The following is a 19,042-nucleotide window of genomic DNA, read 5'->3' as shown; positions in this document are numbered from 1 at the left end:
TATGCAAGGTCGATTAAAACAAAGATTAGAACAGCAAAACAATCAACATATCGATATGTCGCCCTTGTTAGATGTTGTTTTTATTCTGTTAATATTTTTTATTGTTACTACCGTATTTGTGAAAGAAAGTGGTGTTGAAGTAGACAAACCACAAGCTGTTTCAGCAAGTAGACTAGAACAACAAGTTATATTTTTAGCGATTACAGATGCTCAGCAAGTGTATTTTGATGGTAGTCAGATTGGTGTAGCGGGTGTGCGCAGTAGTGTTGAGCAAATGTTAAAACAACAACAACGTCCAGTCGTTATACAAGCAGATAAAACAGTACCTACCGAATTGCTTGTACAAGTTATTGATGAAGCTAAGCTCGCTGGTGCGGCTCAAGTTAATTTAGCGACTAAACAATAATATTATGACAATGAACATAAACAATACACTAACCTCCTCTGCTAAAAGTGACAAAAAGACGAGTCATTTAAAGCTACCAATTTACTCTTTTGCATTAAGTATGTTGGTATTAGGATTTGCGTTATTACTATTATGGCTAGGTCAATTAGCTGAAAGCATAATAGAAGATAAAGTTATTGTACGTGAGGTCGCGTTAGTCTCTTTACCACCGCCTCCTCCACCATCAGTTTCTCAAGCAGCCTCATCAAAACCCTTACCTAGTTTAATGGTACAAGGTGCAGGTGTTGCCATTCAAGCGGTGGAAATTCAAATTGAAAGCTCATTAGATTTAACAACACCAGATGCTCCTAATGTTAAAATGAGTACACCACAGTGGCAACCCATGTCAGTTAATTTTGATGCGTTTAGTTTAGATCAACTGGATGGACTTCCAACGTTATTAACTAAAGTAAAAGCAAAGCTTCCAAAAAGTTTGGCTCGCGAATTGAGCTTACAAAATATAGACACATTTGTTGTAAAACTTGATGTACTTATTGATGAAAGTGGCAATGTAAGCCTTATTGATATTGTACAAAATCCTTATTCGGAATTAACACCACAAATCAATCAAATTATTCGCAGTAGCCGATTTAGTTCACCTAAAAAAGAAGGTGAAATAGTAAGTGCTCGTTTTATTTGGCCAATTGAATTTACGCCTTAATTACTCTATTTTTTATCGAAAGTGAATCACATGAAAACATATAAAAATAAATCACCATTTAAACAGTCTTCAGGGCTATTCAAATGTATAATATTTAATACGCTTATATTAAATACCGTATTACTTAATGGTGTTTCGTTTAGTGCAATAGCCAAACCCGTTTCTACAACATATAAAACAGAACCACTACAAGTATCTTTAGCCTTGAAGAAAAGTGAGTGGACGCTAGCAATAAACAATGAAATATTAAGCCCTTTTGAAGCAGAAATTGCTTCTCATGAAAAAGGCTTTGCACGACAAATTCAGCCTCTGCTTTCTAATAATCAATATCAAGAAATTGCTACGTTATTTAATAGTCGACCATTAGCTGATGACAGTACGGCACTACAGCTTTTAAGAGCACAAATATTATTAGTATTGAAGAAATTACCTGACGCTGAAAAAGCATTTAACAGTGCATTACAAAAGATGCCTGATTTAATAAAAGCTCATCAAGGTCTAAGCTTGCTTTATATGCAACAGCAAGAATATAACAAAGCACAGCCACACTTAATTCGCTCAATAGAATTAGGTCATGCCGATGATCAAATATATGCGCAACTCGCTTTTATTCATGTTAAAAATCATCAACCATGGAGTGCTATTGCAGCATACCGACAAGCATTAATGTTAGCGCCAGAACAAAGCCAATATCAACAAGGATTATTATATGCGTTGATCGCTGCAGGTGATTTATCACAAGCTAATATTTTATTAAATGAACTGATCAATCAAACCCCTAATGATGCCCAACTATGGTTGCAACGCGGACAAATCGCGCTACAAAGATCCGATAATAAACAAGCATTAGCAAGTATTGAAATTGCACTAAAGTTAAAACCTAACGATACTAATAATCAATTATTAGCGGCTCAATTACACATAGCACAAGGCAGTAGCGAAAGAGCTGTAGAGTTAATAAAACAAAGTTTATTGCACATACAAAAAAATGCTAACGAACACACAAATCAAGATGAAGTTGCCAATATAACCTTACAGACTATTGCATGGTTAATCACTAAACAGCAATGGAACTTAGTTTCAGAATTAATAGATAAAACCAAGCCTTTTCTCAAAAAGCGTTTTAACGATTCAAATAGCAATAACGCTATATTTTCTAAAAATCAGCAAGCTCAATTTTCAGTTTATACCGCTCAACTATTAATGAATAAAGGACAAACTACGCAAGCAATAAAAAGCTTAAAACAGGCACTTGCCGTTGATCCAACCTTAGGTGATGCATTAATAAGCTTAGCGAACTTATATAAAGAAAAGCAGCAATTAACTCAAGCAAGACTCATGTATGTTCGTGCTCAAACATTACCTGAATATCAGTTACCGGCTTGGTTAGGACTTGCTCAAATTGAAATTGATGCTCAAAACTATAAAGCGGCATTAACATTACTTAAAAAAGCTTTTAGCGCTGAACCATCAAGACAAGATTTACTCACGAATATTAATGCCCTAGAAAAACTTGTTCTTCAGCAGAGTTAATGAACAACCTATTTCTGTTATAAATTTAATGTTTATGAGGGAAATAGGACGTTATGTGAACGTTTAATACAATTAAGTTTTTATTCAGCTTTTTATTGTAGTTAGGTTACTCTGGTTATTGATATATAATCATAAGATAAAACCTTCACACGCGAACAAATAGAGGAAAGCATGAACATTTTCGAAAGCACTCACCCACTTGTTAAACATAAAATAAGCTTATTAAGAAAAGATGCGATATCGGTAAAGTCTTTTAGAGAACTAACTAAAGAATTAGCCACCATGCTAACCATGGAAGCAACAACCACTTTAACCTTGTCTGACCAAGCTGTTGCCTGTTGGTCGGGCGATATATCTGTTCCTATGTTGGCAGAAAAACAACCAACATTGATTCCGATATTAAGAGCAGGTTTGGGTATGTTAGATGGTGCTTTAACCATTCTACCTTGTGCAAAAATAAGTGTTGTTGGTTTACAAAGAAATGAAGAAACGCTTCAACCTGAAAGCTATTACGAAAACGTAGTGGCTGATGTTAATGTGCGTACAGCTATTATTATTGATCCTATGTTAGCGACAGGTGGTACAGCTTTAGCAACAATAGAGTTATTAAAAGCATCTGGTTGTAAAAAAATTAAAGCAATTTTCTTAGTTGCCGCACCTGAAGGCATAGCGCTATTACAAAAAGACCATGCTGATGTTGATTTATTTATTGGGGTTATTGACGATAAATTAAATGAAAATGGTTATATTTTGCCTGGATTGGGCGATGCGGGTGATAAAATATTTGGTACTTTGTAATTCAAATTACACATCTAAATATATTAGGGCCTGTTGATCTTTCAGGGTTAAATTTTATTCAATTTAAAACGGATTTAATCGCGATGTGAGCTTTGTCTAATAGTCATTCTCGGCTTTGTCTCCTGAGTCGCCCTACCTTCTGCATCCATGCAGTCGTATTAAAAAAGCGAACACGGGTTATACGTTCCAACATAACCCAAGTACCTACATCCATGTAGGCAGCAATGAGTAAATTCGTTTTAAATGAACCCAAAGGGCAGCATGTGTTTGAAATTCCTAACTTTGGGTAGACAGGGCGTTATCGTCTGTTCGAGTAGGCAGCTACACGTCACATACTCTGCCTTGTCTAAATATCAAACACCTTGCTGTAAAAATAATCTCGAAAGATAAACAGACCCTAGGTTTAATGCCATTTATCTGTTCACATAAAGCTAAATTAATTTAAATAACCTGAACTCTGGATAATGGGTTTTGTAATGTATTGATTATCAATGCTTTATAAGTAAAGTATTGCAAAACCATTTGTTTAAATGATTTATTACTCTCCTAATGTTGGAATTTAATTCTATAACAAGGCATTTTTCTTGACTAATAGCTGGCTATTAGCAATAAAAATACAGTTTTTTTATTCCCGATAAAAACTAAGTACCTGCATCCATGCAGGCAACGACGTTAGAGGGTTAAATAACAATATTAGGCATAACTGCTTATCCAGAGCTCAGGTTAAATATTATAAAACAGATACTAAAAGAAAGGGCGCTATATACATAGCGCCCTTCTTATTTGTACTGCGTATGATTATGCTCATACATAAGCTGTCTGTAGATTAATCGATAATCTTATAAATGACAGGTACTGCTTCTGGTTTAGTTTCACTAATAGATAAAGCCGTTAAGTACTCTTGGCTCGCTTTAGCTGCTTGGTCGTCATCAGCAGCATGAATTCTAGCAACTACATCACCTCTGTTGATCACTGTGCCTACAGGTAAAATACGATCAAAACCTACGGTGTGATCTATCATCTGACCATTCGCTGTTCTTCCACCTTTCATACCAACAATCGACATACCAATATCGCGTGTTTGCATTGCTGAGATGTAACCTGAATGTGTAGCAACAACATCTTTAATCACTTTAGCTTTATTCATTGATTCCCATGGCGCTTCCATCAGGTTGCTTGGTCCGCCTAAAGCAGCAATCATTTTAGAGAATATTTCTGCCGCAGCACCACTTGATAATGCATGGTTAATTTTAGTTTTCGCTTCCTCTTCAGTAGCGGCAACTTTAGCGCTGATTAACATAGAGGTAGCTAATGCCACAACAACCGCATGTAATCTTGGCTCTCTTTGTTTACCATTTAAGTATTTAACTGTTTCATACATTTCAACCGCGTTACCTGCCGACGTACCTAACACTTGATTCATATCGGTAATAATCGCTTGCGTTGGAACACCTGCTCCGTTAGCAACGTTAACTATGCTTTGCGCAAGTTGGGTAGCTTTTGTCATATCAGACATCATAGCGCCGTTACCCATTTTAACATCCATCACTAATGAATCTAAACCAGCTGAAAGCTTCTTAGACAAAATAGAGGCAGTTATTAAAGGAATAGACTCAACTGTACCGGTTACATCTCTAATGCTGTACAAACGCTTGTCTGCTGGTGCTAGGTTATCTGTTTGCGAGATAATAGCGACACCTACATCTTTAACAATACGTTTAAATTCTGCAATGCTCGGTTGAACATTAAAACCTGCAATACTTTCTAACTTATCTGATGTTCCGCCTGTATGACCTAAGCCACGTCCTGAAATCATAGGAACATATGCACCACAAGCTGCAACAATAGCAGCAAGCATAAAGCTAACTTTATCGCCCACTCCGCCTGTTGAATGCTTATCAACTACAGGTCCATCAAGTTCAGGCCAAGATAAAACATCGCCTGAATTCATCATCGCTTTAGTAAAAGCAACAACCTCTTCAATTTCCATTCCTTGTTGAAAAATAGCCATTGCCATAGAACCTACTTGCGCGTCATTAAAGGTTCCGTTAACTAAGCCATCAACAAAGCCTTGAATTTTATCTTCAGACAAAATCAAACCATCGCGTTTTGTTCTAATAATCTCTTGTGGTAATAACATATGTTTTCCTTAATCTTTTATAATTATTGGGCAAAGCCTCTGAATTAAATGTCTAATAAACTCTTGGGTGTAAAAGCGTCTGGTAATAACTCTGCAACGCTCCACAACTGGTAATCACCTAAATGATTAGTAGACATAACCTCAGCTTCTTGAGATAAAAATTCAGCAATAACTTGCCTACACGCGCCACATGGCGGTGTTAATTTAACTTGTTCCGTGTAAACAACTATTGATTTTATATTTTGCTCGCCTTGTATAACGGCATTAGCAATACAATTACGCTCTGCGCATACAGTTAGTCCATAAGATGCATTTTCAACATTGCATCCATTAACAACCTTTCCTGAATCTGTTAATGCTGCAGCACCAACATGAAATTGACTATATGGAGCATAAGCTAAAGCATAAGCATGTTTTGCTGCTTCAACTTGTTGTACCCAATATTCTGGAATTTGTGACATGACCGCACCTTTTATTTGACCATCTAGTCAACTTATTATATTTAAATAAAAAATAAGTGCTAGCTTTTTATTTAACCAAAGCTTAAATAACAAACGTAATTAGCTACAAGTACTAATTCTTCTTCGTTACATATATAACCATATCATTAAACAAAGATGATTATTTTCTTTATTTATAGAGCTTAATCAGTGAAATATACTTAAGTGACACTCTTCAAAAGCTATTAATTGATGTTTTGATGATTCAGTAACCTAAGAGCTAGTTTCATATTTAAATTTTTAAGTACGTTAAAACAAAAAAACACTAAATAACAATGTTATTTAGTGCTTTTATTAAGCGATGATTTTACGAAATTTTAATTAAAATTCGTAACTTACACCCACTTTAATTCTCCACGTTGAATCTTCTGCGTAGAATTTATCATTCACATAAGAACCATCGTTATTTGCGCTGATTGGGCTCGTATAAACATATTGACGATTACTAGGGTCAATAGTGAACTCGGCTAATTCTTGAGTACCAAAATCGTTACCGTAAACTTTACCTTTACTACTATCAAGTAAGTTTAATAAGTTATCTACTGTGAAGTAGAATATACCTTTATGTCCTTCCATTAATCCTGGGATTTCTTGACGAACACTTAAGTCTAATGTAGTAACCCAAGGAGTAGTGTAAGTTCCTTTAGGTGAGTAACCACCAGCATATTGATCTAAACCTAAGCTATTAATAGCTGAGTAAAAATTAGCGCTATCTTCTGCAGAAGCAAATGTTACGTTTGTATCGCCTACTGTAGGGATATAAGGTAAGAATGAATCAGAAGTAGTACCAGGGCTTAATAGATCATATGGGTCATCTAAACCAGCGAAATCGTCACCATCTATGTAAAAAGTAACTGGTTTTCCTGATTTACGCTCAAAGAATAGGTTGATGTTTGTATTATAACCTTCAAAAATCTCAGTTTTGTAACCAAGGTTCAATACTAGTCTATGTTCTGTTTCAAACGTTGAACGACCAACAACAGATTCATTTCGGTTAATTGCAGTATTAAAGCCATAGTTACTACCAGCAGTAGATGAAGTACTTGTATGCGAATCAGTAATATCTTGATTAGTGTAAGAAGCAGTCATGCTTACACCGCTATCCCAATTTTTATTTAATACAAAACTAAATATTTTAGAACGACCATCGTCATCAGCATTTGTAAGCATCAAGTCATTGGTGTCACCATCGGCATCATTATAAATGATACGTCCGCCATCAGAAGTGAAACCATCTTCGTCTCCAAATAATGATGCGTCTTGCCAAAATGCAGTATTTTCAGCTTTTTTGTATAAATACTCAGCTGTGAATAAGAAGTTATCACCTACACCTGGGATATCAAACGTATAATCCGCTGCCAATTGGAAGCGCCAATCTGAAGGGATTTCAAAATTTGGATCTGTAAAGTTAGTACCAGAAAACTCTGTAGAGTTAGCTACTGTAGCTTCATCTTCAGCACGAGGACCATTAATATCTACATTTTCAAAACTACCGTTTAAGAATACATCACCGATACCAACACCAGGATTTGAGTAGGCATTAGAAATCCATACAGTTGGTGAGCCACCAGCAAATCGACCAGCACCACCACGTACAACTAAATCATCACTAGCATCCCAGTTAAATGCAAAGCGTGGTAAGAAAATATCTAAGCCATCTAAATTTTCGCTGTTGTCAAAGCCTGTACGATCAAACATTTGTTGGTTAAATGTAGGTTTATCGCTAGAAGTTAATCGTTCATATCTTAAACCAAAATCTAATGTTAGATCATCAGAAAATGCCCATTCGTCATGAATATAAATTGCATGTTCGTCTCTCACAAATTCAGCAGCTGCATCATTAGGATCTAAACTTGTAGCATTTTGATAGATAATACGTTCAGCAACTTGGTTTTCAAAATCTTCAATACTATCGAATACATAGTCACCTTTAGTATTTTGTAAAAACAAGTTAAAAATATCTAAACGTTTGAATTGATAACCCGCAGTAATGCTGTGATCACCGATAAGGTAATCCGCATCAAATGCCATGATAAATGTTTTCTTCTCTAATTCGTTAGAATGACGAGAGTGATCTGAACCTAGAGTGATGTTACCCGACTCTGCTTGAACAGTTACATCTGAGTAATCACTTAATGATGCTTGAGTTGTAGGGTTTTTTGTATAAGTTAAGCTAAACTGTGTTGATAAGTCGTCTGACCAATCTGAATATAGTTTAAATGCGTAACTATTTAATTCTTCAGTTCTATCGTACCAGAATGAAGATAAACGTAACTCAAAGTCAGCAGTTGATTGGTTACTTGTACTGTTACCTTTATTGTATTGGTAAGTAAATGCAGCACGATGTTCATCATTAATGTTCCAATCTAATTTTAATAAGATTTTTTCATCTTCTACAGGTGGAGCTAAGTTCCAGTCGCCCGCGTCAACGCCATAAACATCTCTTGCTATACGTTGAACTTCAGCAACGTCTGCAAGGTTAGCTTGGGTTTGGTTTGAAACGTTAGCGCCAGCAGGTCCCCACTCGACTGAAGATGTTGCATCGTAATATTCATATGAAGCAAAGAAAAATAATTCATCTTCAAGGATTGCTCCACCTAAAGTACCGCCCCAAGTTGTTTCATCAAACTCTAATGGAGCTTCAATACCATTATTATTAGCTTTTCCTGCCATGCTATCGTTTTGAGTTTCGTAAAAGAAACTACCTGATAACTCGTTAGTTCCTGACTTAGTTACCGCATTAATTTTGGCACCTTGGAAACCACTATCTTTTGCATTAAATGGAGAAGTATCAATAGTAACTTGATCAATTGCACCTAAAGAAATTGGTGAGCGAGTGGTTGGGTAACCGTTTGCATTAAGACCAAAATCATCGTTTTGAGCAATACCATCAACACTAATACTGTTAAAACGAGGGTTAGTACCCGCAACACTTAGCTCTCCGTCTTTAGAAGAAAGAACCGCTAGAGGGTTATTACGAACGATATCTTTAATGTCGCGGTTAAAACTAGGAGCATTAGTTATATCGTCAGAACCGAAGTAACTATTACCGCCTGTATTACCACTAAATATTTGACTACCTGTTACTGTGATAGTTTCTGTTTGTTGGTTTTTACTAAGCTGAGTGTTCAACTTAAAGGTTTCACCTAATGTAAGGTAAATATTATTCTGTGTACTAACACCATTAGCACCAGTAATAACAACTGTATATGGACCACCAACACGTAAACCTTTGCTTGAGAATGAACCCGAGCTATTGGTAGATGTTTCTGTTTTAGTACCTGATGGGATGTGCGTAATTTCAACTTTAGCGTTTGCAGATATTTCACCTGCTGGGCTTAATATGCTTCCTCTAATTGCAGAAGAAGTATCAGCAGCCATAGCTGATGTTGACAAACCAAGTGCTAAAATTACCGCACCTGTAAGTGTTGAGAGACGATGAGCTTTCATCATGTAATCCTTGTTTAAGTTTAAATTTTTGTTTTTTTAATGTTTACGTAAAATCTTGTGCAATTAGTTATATTTATTTTTATTATTATATTTTCGAGTCTGATTAAAGCAAAGTTTCGTTACATTTTCATTACATGTTTTTATACCAGCCTCAGTTTGAGATAAAAAAAAGTTAGGTTGTTCTATAATAAAAAACAAAAGCAAAGGATAATAGCATTAAAAAACAATAAGATAACGCAAAGTAACGAGAAAAAAATAAAAATTTAAATGTTCAATATTGATATTAAAAATTTATTTTTTAAAACAAAAAAATATAGTAAATACACACAATTATTTACAAACCAACTGGTCAACTTCTTAAAATAAATTTTCAAATCCTATTTATAATCAGTTATTTCACTCTTATATAAAATAGACCTTAAGAACAATAAAATAAAAATATGATATTTATGGGGTAATAATCTACAATATTTATTTCTATCATTAATATTTATTTCTATCATTAACAAAAGTATTTTAATTATGACTAAAGTGCTAAATTAGCCTTTAGCCTGATAAAATTAAATTCATATTTCTGTCATTAAATTGTTTTAAAATAGTAACCATGATAAAAATCTATTAGCTAAAAACAAACCAATTAGTCAACTGTATTTAATCGATAGATATATTAATAGTAGTCATATAATAAGAAAAATAAAGGTCTTCAATTCACTACTTTGATTAATGGAGTATTCAAAAGAATGAAAAATAATAATAATATCAAGCAAAATCACTTTGAAAAACATGAGCAGAACATCAAAACGACAAAACAAGGCAGTATCAGAGAAAAAAGCCAAGATAAAATATTAGCTGCCGCCCAAGAAGAATTTATAATACAAGGCTATAAAGGTGCGACAGTTCAAGCTATTGCCGATCGTGCAAAGTTGCCTAAAGCGAATGTACTTTATTATTTTAAAAATAAAGAAAACATTTATCATGCTGTGTTAGAAAGAACATTAGCTATGTGGGATGACGCGATTGGTGATATTGATCCCGATCATGGTCCTGCGGTTGCTATTGAAAAATTTATAGCTTCAAAAGTGCAATTATCTTTTAAAGAACCTGATGCTTCTAAAATTTATGCTATGGAAATCATTCAGGGCGCACAACATTTAAAAGATTTTACTCGTACTTATTTACGTAAGTGGGTGAGAGAGAAAACAGCATTGTTTCAGCATTGGATAGATAAAGGTGAGATGAATGATGTTGACCCGGTACATTTGATTTTTCTTATTTGGTCTACCACTCAGCATTATGCAGATTTTAACAATCAAATATTAACAGTTATGAATCAAGCTGATTTTGAAGATGAAGATTGTGAACGTGTTACCGCATTTTTAACTGATTTTATACTTCGCGGTTGTGGTCTTAAAAAAGACTAATCTTCTAGCATTTAGGAAAAACATTGAAAAGAATATCTCTACTGTTAACTATTGTAACTCTACTCACTTCAGGTTTAAGTATGGCTAACGAAAATCAATCACTTCAACAACTTCGTATAGCAACATTCAATGTAAGTATGGAAGCGCTAAATTACCTTCCATATGTTAAGGGGCAAACTCCTTCAGTTAAAGGCAATGAATTAAGTACGCAATTAAAAAACAATCATCAACAAATTAAAAATATTGCTGAAATTATTCAACGTGTAAATCCAGATATTATTTTATTAAATGAATTTGACCGTGAAGATGACTCTCATCAAGCCATTAAATTATTCTTATCTCAGTATTTAAATAAAAGCCAACATAGTCAAACAGCAATAAACTTTCCCTACTTTTATCAAGGTGCTGTAAACACAGGTGTACCAACTCCATTTGATTTAAATAACGATAAAATAAGTGGCGACCCCGTTAACGATACTTACGGCTTTGGATACTTCCCTGGACATTTTGGTATGGCACTATTATCAAAATATCCAATCAATGAAAAAGACATTAGAACTTTCCAACACTTTAAATGGAAAGATATGCCAAACGCTTTGAAACCCGTTGATCCTAAAACCAATAAAGCATGGTACAGCGACGAAGCTTGGAATAATTTCAGACTATCATCTAAATCTCATTGGGACATACCTGTAACCATTGACGGTAAAACACTTCACATATTAGCAAGTCACCCTACTCCACCGGTTTTTGATGGACCTGAAGATAGAAATGGAAAACGTAACCACGACGAAATTCGCTTATGGACCGATTATATAACACCAAATAAAAGTAACTACTTATACGACGACAAAGGCGTAAAAGGTGGAATAAAACCTAATAGTGCTTTTGTTATTATGGGCGACCAAAACTCTTCAAATGTTGATGGCGATGCCATTAAACAAGGTATCACCAATTTATTAGCGCATCCTAATATCCAAGATACTAAGCCTCGTAGTAATGGTGGTAAAGCTCACAATGTAAATAACCCGTACAGTGAGAATCATACGGCACATTGGGGTATGCGAGCAGATTATGTTTTACCTTCAAAAAACCTTATTACCGTAATTAACTCAGGTGTATTTTGGCCACAGCCAAAAGAAGATGAATTTAGGTTAGTTAAAGACCGAGCAGCATCTTCAGATCACCGTTTAGTTTGGGTCGATATTAACCTATAACCTTTAAAAATATATTGGATTACCTTTAATGAATAAAATATTAATAGCATTAACTATTGCTGGTTTAACCATTTCGTGTGGCAAAGAAACACAAGAAGTTGTAACTCAAGAAGTTCAACCAGCTCCTGTGGTATCAACACCTAAAAACATTATTATGATTGTAGGTGATGGTATGGGCCCAACTTATACAACGGCTTATCGCTACTTTAAAGATGACCCATCAACACCAAGAGTTGAAAACACGGTATTTGATAGACATTTAGTGGGTATGAGTAGTACTTACCCTGATACGCATCACAATTATGTCACTGATTCTGCGGCGGCGGCTACCGCTCTTTCTAGTGCTATTAAAACTTACAACGGCGCTGTTGCTGTTGATATGGATAAACAAAACGTTGAAACCGTATTAGAGCGTGCTAAAAGTCTTGGTATGAAAACAGGTGTTGTTGTTACTTCACAAATTAACCATGCAACGCCAGCGTCTTATTTATCTCATAACGATTACAGATATAACTACAATGCGATTGCAGATAGTTATATTGATAATGGAATTCAAGCTGACCTTTATCTTGGTGGTGGTTGGAAGTTTTTTATCAGAGAAGATAGAAACCTTGTAGAAGAGTTTGAAGACAATGGTTTTAATTACATCGATAGTTACCAATTGCTAGATAGTGTTTCAACAGACAAACCTCTTCTAGGTTTATTTGGTGATAAAGGTTTACCTTGGGCGTTAGACGATACTAATAAACATCGTTTATCAGCTATGACTAAAACAGCCACTAAACACTTAGAGAACGAAGACGGTTATTTTCTTTTAATTGAAGGTAGTCAAATAGATTGGGCTGGTCATTCAAACGATATAGCTTCAGCGATGGGCGAAATGGATGATTTAGCTAAAACGTTAGAATACTTAGAGACTTATGTGAAAGAACATCCTGATACTCTAGTTGTTATCACCGCAGATCACAGCACAGGTGGTGTTACTTTAGGTGTTGATGGTGTTTTCCAATGGGATCCAAAAGTATTAAGAACAATGAAACAATCACCTAATTCAATTGCTAACCTACTTGAAAAAGTTGATATCACCACTGAATATGCGAATTCTTTGTTTAACTTTGAATTAACTGACGAAGAAATATCTAAACTTATTACAGTGAAAAACGATACTGCAACAGCAATTAAAATTGCTGAGGTAACTGGAATCGAAGATGCGAGAAGTGGAAAAGAATATGACCCATTCACGGTTAATAATGAACTATACAAAGCGATTAAAGAAGTTATAAACGCTCGTACATTTACAGGTTGGACATCGTCAGGACATACCGCTGCAGATGTACCTGTTTTCGCAATGGGTAATAACAAAGCTTTATTTAATGGCTACCAAGACAATACTGATATTGCTAAAAAGATATTCACTTTGTTAGATAATAAATAAACATTCAAAAGCGCTAGCTTGTAAATAACGAAAATAAATTAAAAGCTGAATAGAAATATTCAGCTTTTTTTATATCTAAAAAACAGCATTAAATAGCAAGAACTGTCAGGTAAGGCTTAATTATTTATGGCATCATCAAGTTTCATAAAACATCTACTTAACCTGAACTCGGCTTAACAAATGTTTCTCTAGCATCTATTTTTCCTTATACCAATTTGATTAACTAAGTGATCTACTTTTTCATGAGGGAAAATGGATAATTACAAGGCATAAAATTTAGTAAGTAGTTATTCTACTTATAAATTTTATAACGCCGTCATTATTAATTTTAACCGTTAAAAATGAGTAGTTAATTAATCAACTTGGTATTACTTCTGAGTTAAATTTACTTGCAATAGGCTTGCTATTGACGCGAAATTTGCCTTGAATTAAGAAAAACTATTAAGCTAGAGAGTCAATTAAAAAATGATTACTTATTTTTAAATTTGTTAAATATCTATTAAACCGAGTTCAGGTTACTTATTAACACCTAATAAAAGAACAATATTATATGAATATGAACAAAGTACCCTTTCAAAAAGTCTGCGAGTATATCGATCAACATTTAGATCAGAAACTAACTTTAGATTTACTTTGTCAAATTGAGCATTTATCTAAATATCACTTTCATCGATTGTTCCACCTAGAAATTGGCTTACCTGTTTTTCAGTATATTCAAATACAACGAATGAAAAAATCAGCTAACCAAATATATTACCATCATCATTTATCCATCACTCATATTGCTTTCGATGCAGGTTTTGAAAATACAGAATCTTTTTCTAGAGCATTCAAAAAAATATTTAACGTAACACCAACACAATTTAAAAAATCGCCCAATTGGACGCCTATTTTACCAAAGATAACGAGAAGGAAATCATCTATGCAAACGTCAATAGTCACTGATGTCAAAATACAATGGTTTGATAAAACAAAAATAGCCAGCTTACCTCACAAAGGCTCACCTCAGAACCTTCATATGAGTATTAAGCGCTTTATTGATTGGCGAAAAGCACACCATACTCCACCGGGAGTAAGTAGAACTTATAATATTTTGCATAACGATCCGCATACAACACCAGCAGATGAATATCGATTGGATATAGCGACGAACATCACAAAAAAAAATTTAACCGCAGAAAACAAACTAAAAGAAAATGAACAAGGTGTTGAACTTGATGAAATTCCAGGGGGCTATTGCGCTGTTTTAAGAACCACTGGAAGTGATGATAATTTAGGTGAGCTGATAAACGCACTCTACAGCCATTGGTTGCCGCAAAGTAATAAAAAGTTACGCGACTTTCCATGTTTTATAGAACGCGTAAAGATGTTCCCTAGCGTTAATCAAAATGAAGCGGTTACCGATATTTATTTACCAATTCAATAAACGAATATGTAAAAAGATCAATTATAAAGCGCGCAAAACTTACAAGTTTGCTAATATACGTAATAGTATTTATACCTATATACTATTTCTACTGAACGCTTTATTCTTAATCAGGTCTGTTAGATCCCATCCTTATTTAATAATTAATTGACTTACTATTAGAACCATCAAATACTGGATCACAAGGACATAATTTATGACTCTTCTAAAATATAGCCAAATAACGGGTATTGCTTTTTGCATTTCCGTATTAGCAGCCTGTAATGATACCGAAATAAAAGCAGAAAGCTCAGCATCACCTCAACCCGTTAAACAATCTGCTAATCTAGGCATTGATTTATCTGTTTTCTCACAAGGCGCATTCAGCCAAACGCCTAAAATTGTAGACTGTGAAACGGCTCAAGGCACAAAAACAACGTGTTATGAAATAATTACAACTGGCGCACCAGCAGGTAGAGTTCCAGGTCCATTTTGTCCTCGCACTACAACCGATGGAGCTGAAGTCGCAGGTAAATGGTTCAGCAAAGAAGGTAAAGGTGATCTTGTTGATCTAACAGGACAATTTATTCTTAGCCTTGACGAATATTATGGTGATGAAAAATGGGTACTTTACGATGCAGAAACCAATACAATTCGCTATACAGCAACTAAAGAATCTTGCTCTGGTGCTGCTCGCCCTGACGTAGAAGAACAATACAAACAAAACTGTATAGAGTGTGAATTATCTTATCTTGAAGATGACTTCAGCTTAACTTATCTTATTCCAACAACACCTATTCCTGCGGAAGAAACAGGCAGAGTATCAACTGTAGGCTTAGCGCTTGACGGAACTGAGTTATCAGCTCCGGCTCCAATAGAAGCTATATTAGGTAGTTATACCATTGCTGCTTTTGATGACTGTGGTGGTCATATTAATTTACATCAAGGTTATCATTATCATTCCACAGCAGGATGTACCGATACTCAAACATCTAAAGATGGTCATGCACCACTTATAGGTTATGCGGTAGATGGTTATGGCATCTACGCGATGAAAGATATACAAGGTAACGAAGAATCACTGGATGAATGTCGTGGTAATACTGATGATGCACGAGGTTACCATTACCATGCAGCAAGCCCAAGCGAAAACCTGTTTATTGGTTGCCTTCATGGAGAATCAATTAGTGCTGGCGGACCTCCAGGTGGTGGTGATGGAAAGAAAGGACCTCCTCCAGGTCATAGCCACTAGATAAAAAGGCACCTAAAAAGGTTAGTTAACCGGAACTCGGGATGATGGATTTCGTAAGGCATAGATTTATAATGCCTTACCTCTAAATTATGAGGGTTAACTTATCTAAATGATTTTTACTTCCCTAATGTTGGTATTTAGTCCGTATACCAAGGCCTTTTTATTCCCGATAAAAACTAAGTATCTACATCCATGTAGGCAACGACGGTAGTCGGTTAAATAACAATGTTAGGCATAATCGCTTATCCTAAGTCCAGGTTAGTTATGACAATTAAATTTAGAAAAGCTCTTACGCTGTTAGCATGCAGTGCTTTATTTTTTACCTTAGGACAAGCTAATGCTCATTCAGGACCACTGAATGAAATTGCAGTAAAAGCTTGTACGAGTAAAGAAAAGTCACAAATGTGTCAATATGAAGGAGGTCATAACGACCTTTATCTAGGCACCTGTCAATACATGGCAGATGAACTTATGTGTGTTAGAAATCAGCCTATTCAGTTGATTAAGCCCGTTGAAGAGAAAGATAAAACACAACATACACATCAGCATAGTGACAATCAATATGGGTTTAACTAAGCTAAGTTAAGTTAAACCTAACATATATAAAATAAACTAGCTGAGCATAGTTATGACTAATTATTCTCAGCTCAAATTCATCAAGTCCTGCTTAGTTCAACCTTTACTTAATCAAAATAATATAACGTAATTCCCTATTTCATTTATTTAAATTTATAGCCAACACCATAAACAGCAGAAATAGGATTTAAACCGTCTTCAATGTGGTTTATCTTTTTACGTATATTTTTAATATGGTTATCTATATTGCGATCCGACATATCTAACGCTTGGTTATAAAGTGTATTAATAATATCTTCACGCGTAAACACTCGCCCAGCGTGACTCACGAATAGCAGAAATATTATAAAATTCTCGGCCGCAAGCGACCGAGTTTCAAAACAAGTTCAGTGGATCGCTATTAATTTCTTTACCATCTAATTCGATTAACTGTTCTTGAACATATTTCCTGATAACTTCTTCTGTTGCGTTACCAATCGTTTCAACAAAAAAGCTTTGTGTCCATAATTTACCGCCCCAGAAATACTGCTTTTTAATTTCAGGATAACTTCTAAAAAACTCACAAGCAGTTATACTTTTAATTATTTGCATAACATCGCTTGGCGACTGTTTAGGGATCCCTCTAATAACCATATGAATATGGTCACTCGGAATTTCTAACTCTACGATATCAATATCGTAGTCATATCCTACTTTTTGAATAATTGCTTTCATTGTTGAACGATAAGGTTCAATGAAGACTTTGTGTCGATACTTTGGTATCCACACAAAGTGGTACATTAATCTAAAGACATGATGTGTATTTCTTTGAAGTTCCATATGAAGAATAGCATTTACTGGGGTCCCCCCAGTATACACTATCCAGCACGGGGGCAAGCCCCCGAGATTTACGCTTCGCTAGTTAAAAGCCTGATAATTTATAGAATAAGGTGATAAATAAGCACCTTATTAGCTCTAGACCTCTTAGTTTCTCGACCCTAAAGGTAAAACATAAAAGCGCTAACTAAATACAAAATTTCAGGAGTTAATCCGAAGGCGAATAATACTTATTTAATTGCAGTAGCTGATTGTTCTAAGCCTACTACTACTCGATATGAATCCCCCCCCTTGAAAGTACAATACCCACTAAAAGTGTATCGTCCAAACCAAAACCTATTTTATCAGCAGCTAGCCATACCGAAGAATAAAGACTCGCTCGAGTTTAAGTTACTTACCATTTATTTTATTCAGTGCCTTTAATTTATTAATTTGTTATGGCACTTGTATTTACATTAATGAAATGGGAAGTAATCAAGTGCTCTGATATAAATACCAGTACAGAAAAACACTAGCACGGAGATAAACCCTACCAGCACCAATGCTTAGCTTAACCTTTGAAATGTAAAATATAAACTAACAACTCAAGGTATTAATTCGTTTAACGTATACGTTTCCATATCGTCATTTGAGCTAATGTATGTTGATATTTTCTCGCCGTTTCACGAATAACAAAAGGTACATCTCTAGGGGCCTCTAACATTTCAAAATTCGCACCTAACGTTTCTTTCAAACCATCTAGTGACGTTATTTCATCGCCATGAGCATTTTGATAACCACCTAACCAGTTTTCCTTTTTTGTATAATCTTCTAACCAGGTATAAGGAGAAGTTAAGATAAAAACACCTCCAACATTTAACCGAGAATGAATATTTAACAAAAATTGTTCAGGTGAATGAAGACGGTCAATCAAGTTCCCTGCAAAAATAAGATCATACCCTTTATACATATCGTCAAGATCACAAGCATCACCTTGTTTGAATGAACATTTGTCTGCATATTCCGTATAACCTAAATCAGCTAATTGAACAGTTTTATGTTCAACTAAATGTCCTTCTGTTTTGACATGATAATCTTTACACCCTTTTGTTTTTAGCTCTATAGCTGTAGTGATAAATTGGTGAGAGTAATCAACAGAATCAACTTTCTCAAAATATTTTGCTAATTCAAAACTAGTACGACCCACAGCACAGCCAATATCTAACGCTCGTCCCGTCTGCTTTTGCTCTTGAGCAATACTTCCGCATATTTCGCCACAGACTTGGGCAAAGTTATCAACACCAAAATAAGTGTCACCATAATGAAAATCTATATATTGAGAGACCAATTCTTCGGCTTCATAAGGGTTAATAATATCCACGCAATATCCTGTAATTAAATAACTTAGTATAGA

The 19,042-nt window shown here is 35.0% G+C and carries 16 protein-coding genes; 10 read left to right on the top strand and 6 right to left on the bottom strand.

All coding sequences use genetic code 11. From position 1 onward, the window contains the following. The first annotated feature begins 1 nt into the window (after position 1). From ACPUVN_RS04840 to upp, 4 genes are all read left to right on the top strand, one after another. Complete coding sequence (locus ACPUVN_RS04840; RefSeq protein WP_426357754.1) at positions 2 to 406, top strand: ExbD/TolR family protein; 405 nt, start codon at positions 2 to 4, stop codon at positions 404 to 406. Between the two features lie 100 nt (positions 407 to 506). Next, on the top strand, positions 507 to 1,106 hold the full coding sequence (locus ACPUVN_RS04835; protein ID WP_426370084.1) for a hypothetical protein: 600 nt from the start codon (positions 507 to 509) through the stop codon (positions 1,104 to 1,106). Positions 1,107 to 1,136: 30 nt separating this feature from the next. Further along, positions 1,137 to 2,639: a tetratricopeptide repeat protein gene (locus ACPUVN_RS04830; RefSeq protein ID WP_426370083.1), complete on the top strand. Its 1,503-nt coding sequence runs from the start codon at positions 1,137 to 1,139 to the stop codon at positions 2,637 to 2,639. 171 nt (positions 2,640 to 2,810) lie between these two features. Next, complete coding sequence (upp, locus tag ACPUVN_RS04825; RefSeq protein WP_426370082.1) at positions 2,811 to 3,437, top strand: uracil phosphoribosyltransferase; 627 nt, start codon at positions 2,811 to 2,813, stop codon at positions 3,435 to 3,437. Positions 3,438 to 4,263: 826 nt separating this feature from the next. On the opposite strand, the gene deoA is transcribed toward upp, so the two are convergent. From deoA to ACPUVN_RS04810, 3 genes are all read right to left on the bottom strand, one after another. Further along, the gene (gene deoA / locus ACPUVN_RS04820) at positions 4,264 to 5,577 is read right to left on the bottom strand and encodes a thymidine phosphorylase (RefSeq protein WP_426370081.1); all 1,314 of its coding nucleotides are present in this window, start codon (positions 5,575 to 5,577) and stop codon (positions 4,264 to 4,266) included. 44 nt (positions 5,578 to 5,621) lie between these two features. Beyond that, positions 5,622 to 6,038 (bottom strand): cytidine deaminase, encoded by a 417-nt coding sequence (locus ACPUVN_RS04815; protein ID WP_426370080.1) that lies wholly within the window; start codon positions 6,036 to 6,038, stop codon positions 5,622 to 5,624. A gap of 360 nt (positions 6,039 to 6,398) precedes the next feature. Next, positions 6,399 to 9,527: a TonB-dependent receptor gene (locus ACPUVN_RS04810; RefSeq protein WP_426370079.1), complete on the bottom strand. Its 3,129-nt coding sequence runs from the start codon at positions 9,525 to 9,527 to the stop codon at positions 6,399 to 6,401. Between the two features lie 740 nt (positions 9,528 to 10,267). Here ACPUVN_RS04810 and ACPUVN_RS04805 point away from each other — a divergent pair. The 6 genes from ACPUVN_RS04805 to ACPUVN_RS04780 all read left to right on the top strand — a co-directional run bounded on the left by ACPUVN_RS04805 (position 10,268) and on the right by ACPUVN_RS04780 (position 16,833). After that, the gene (locus tag ACPUVN_RS04805) at positions 10,268 to 10,948 is read left to right on the top strand and encodes a TetR/AcrR family transcriptional regulator (RefSeq protein WP_426370078.1); all 681 of its coding nucleotides are present in this window, start codon (positions 10,268 to 10,270) and stop codon (positions 10,946 to 10,948) included. A gap of 23 nt (positions 10,949 to 10,971) precedes the next feature. Then, a complete protein-coding gene (locus tag ACPUVN_RS04800) occupies positions 10,972 to 12,165 on the top strand; it encodes an endonuclease/exonuclease/phosphatase family protein (protein ID WP_426370077.1) in 1,194 nt (397 codons plus the stop codon). A gap of 28 nt (positions 12,166 to 12,193) precedes the next feature. Then, positions 12,194 to 13,600 (top strand): alkaline phosphatase, encoded by a 1,407-nt coding sequence (locus tag ACPUVN_RS04795; protein WP_426370076.1) that lies wholly within the window; start codon positions 12,194 to 12,196, stop codon positions 13,598 to 13,600. A 550-nt stretch (positions 13,601 to 14,150) separates the two neighbouring features. Continuing rightward, positions 14,151 to 15,026 carry an AraC family transcriptional regulator gene (locus tag ACPUVN_RS04790; protein WP_426370075.1) on the top strand — a complete coding sequence of 292 codons (876 nt, stop codon included), beginning with the start codon at positions 14,151 to 14,153 and terminating at the stop codon, positions 15,024 to 15,026. Positions 15,027 to 15,222: 196 nt separating this feature from the next. Continuing rightward, complete coding sequence (locus tag ACPUVN_RS04785) at positions 15,223 to 16,257, top strand: YHYH protein (protein WP_426370074.1); 1,035 nt, start codon at positions 15,223 to 15,225, stop codon at positions 16,255 to 16,257. A 264-nt stretch (positions 16,258 to 16,521) separates the two neighbouring features. Next, positions 16,522 to 16,833, top strand: a complete 312-nt coding sequence (locus ACPUVN_RS04780) for a hypothetical protein (RefSeq protein ID WP_426370073.1) — start codon at positions 16,522 to 16,524, stop codon at positions 16,831 to 16,833. A 143-nt stretch (positions 16,834 to 16,976) separates the two neighbouring features. On the opposite strand, the gene ACPUVN_RS04775 is transcribed toward ACPUVN_RS04780, so the two are convergent. From ACPUVN_RS04775 to ACPUVN_RS04765, 3 genes are all read right to left on the bottom strand, one after another. Beyond that, positions 16,977 to 17,162, bottom strand: coding sequence for a helix-turn-helix domain-containing protein (locus ACPUVN_RS04775; protein ID WP_426370072.1), 186 nt, complete (start codon positions 17,160 to 17,162; stop codon positions 16,977 to 16,979). Positions 17,163 to 17,208: 46 nt separating this feature from the next. Then, positions 17,209 to 17,652: an IS200/IS605 family transposase gene (tnpA, locus tag ACPUVN_RS04770; protein ID WP_426369983.1), complete on the bottom strand. Its 444-nt coding sequence runs from the start codon at positions 17,650 to 17,652 to the stop codon at positions 17,209 to 17,211. 598 nt (positions 17,653 to 18,250) lie between these two features. Beyond that, positions 18,251 to 19,009: a putative 4-mercaptohistidine N1-methyltransferase gene (locus tag ACPUVN_RS04765; RefSeq protein WP_426370071.1), complete on the bottom strand. Its 759-nt coding sequence runs from the start codon at positions 19,007 to 19,009 to the stop codon at positions 18,251 to 18,253. Positions 19,010 to 19,042 lie beyond the last annotated feature (33 nt).

The sequence above is a fragment of the Pseudocolwellia antarctica genome, assembly GCF_049933045.1.
Taxonomy (GTDB): Bacteria; Pseudomonadota; Gammaproteobacteria; order Enterobacterales; family Alteromonadaceae; genus Pseudocolwellia.
This window is presented reverse-complemented; position numbering and strand designations above follow the sequence as displayed.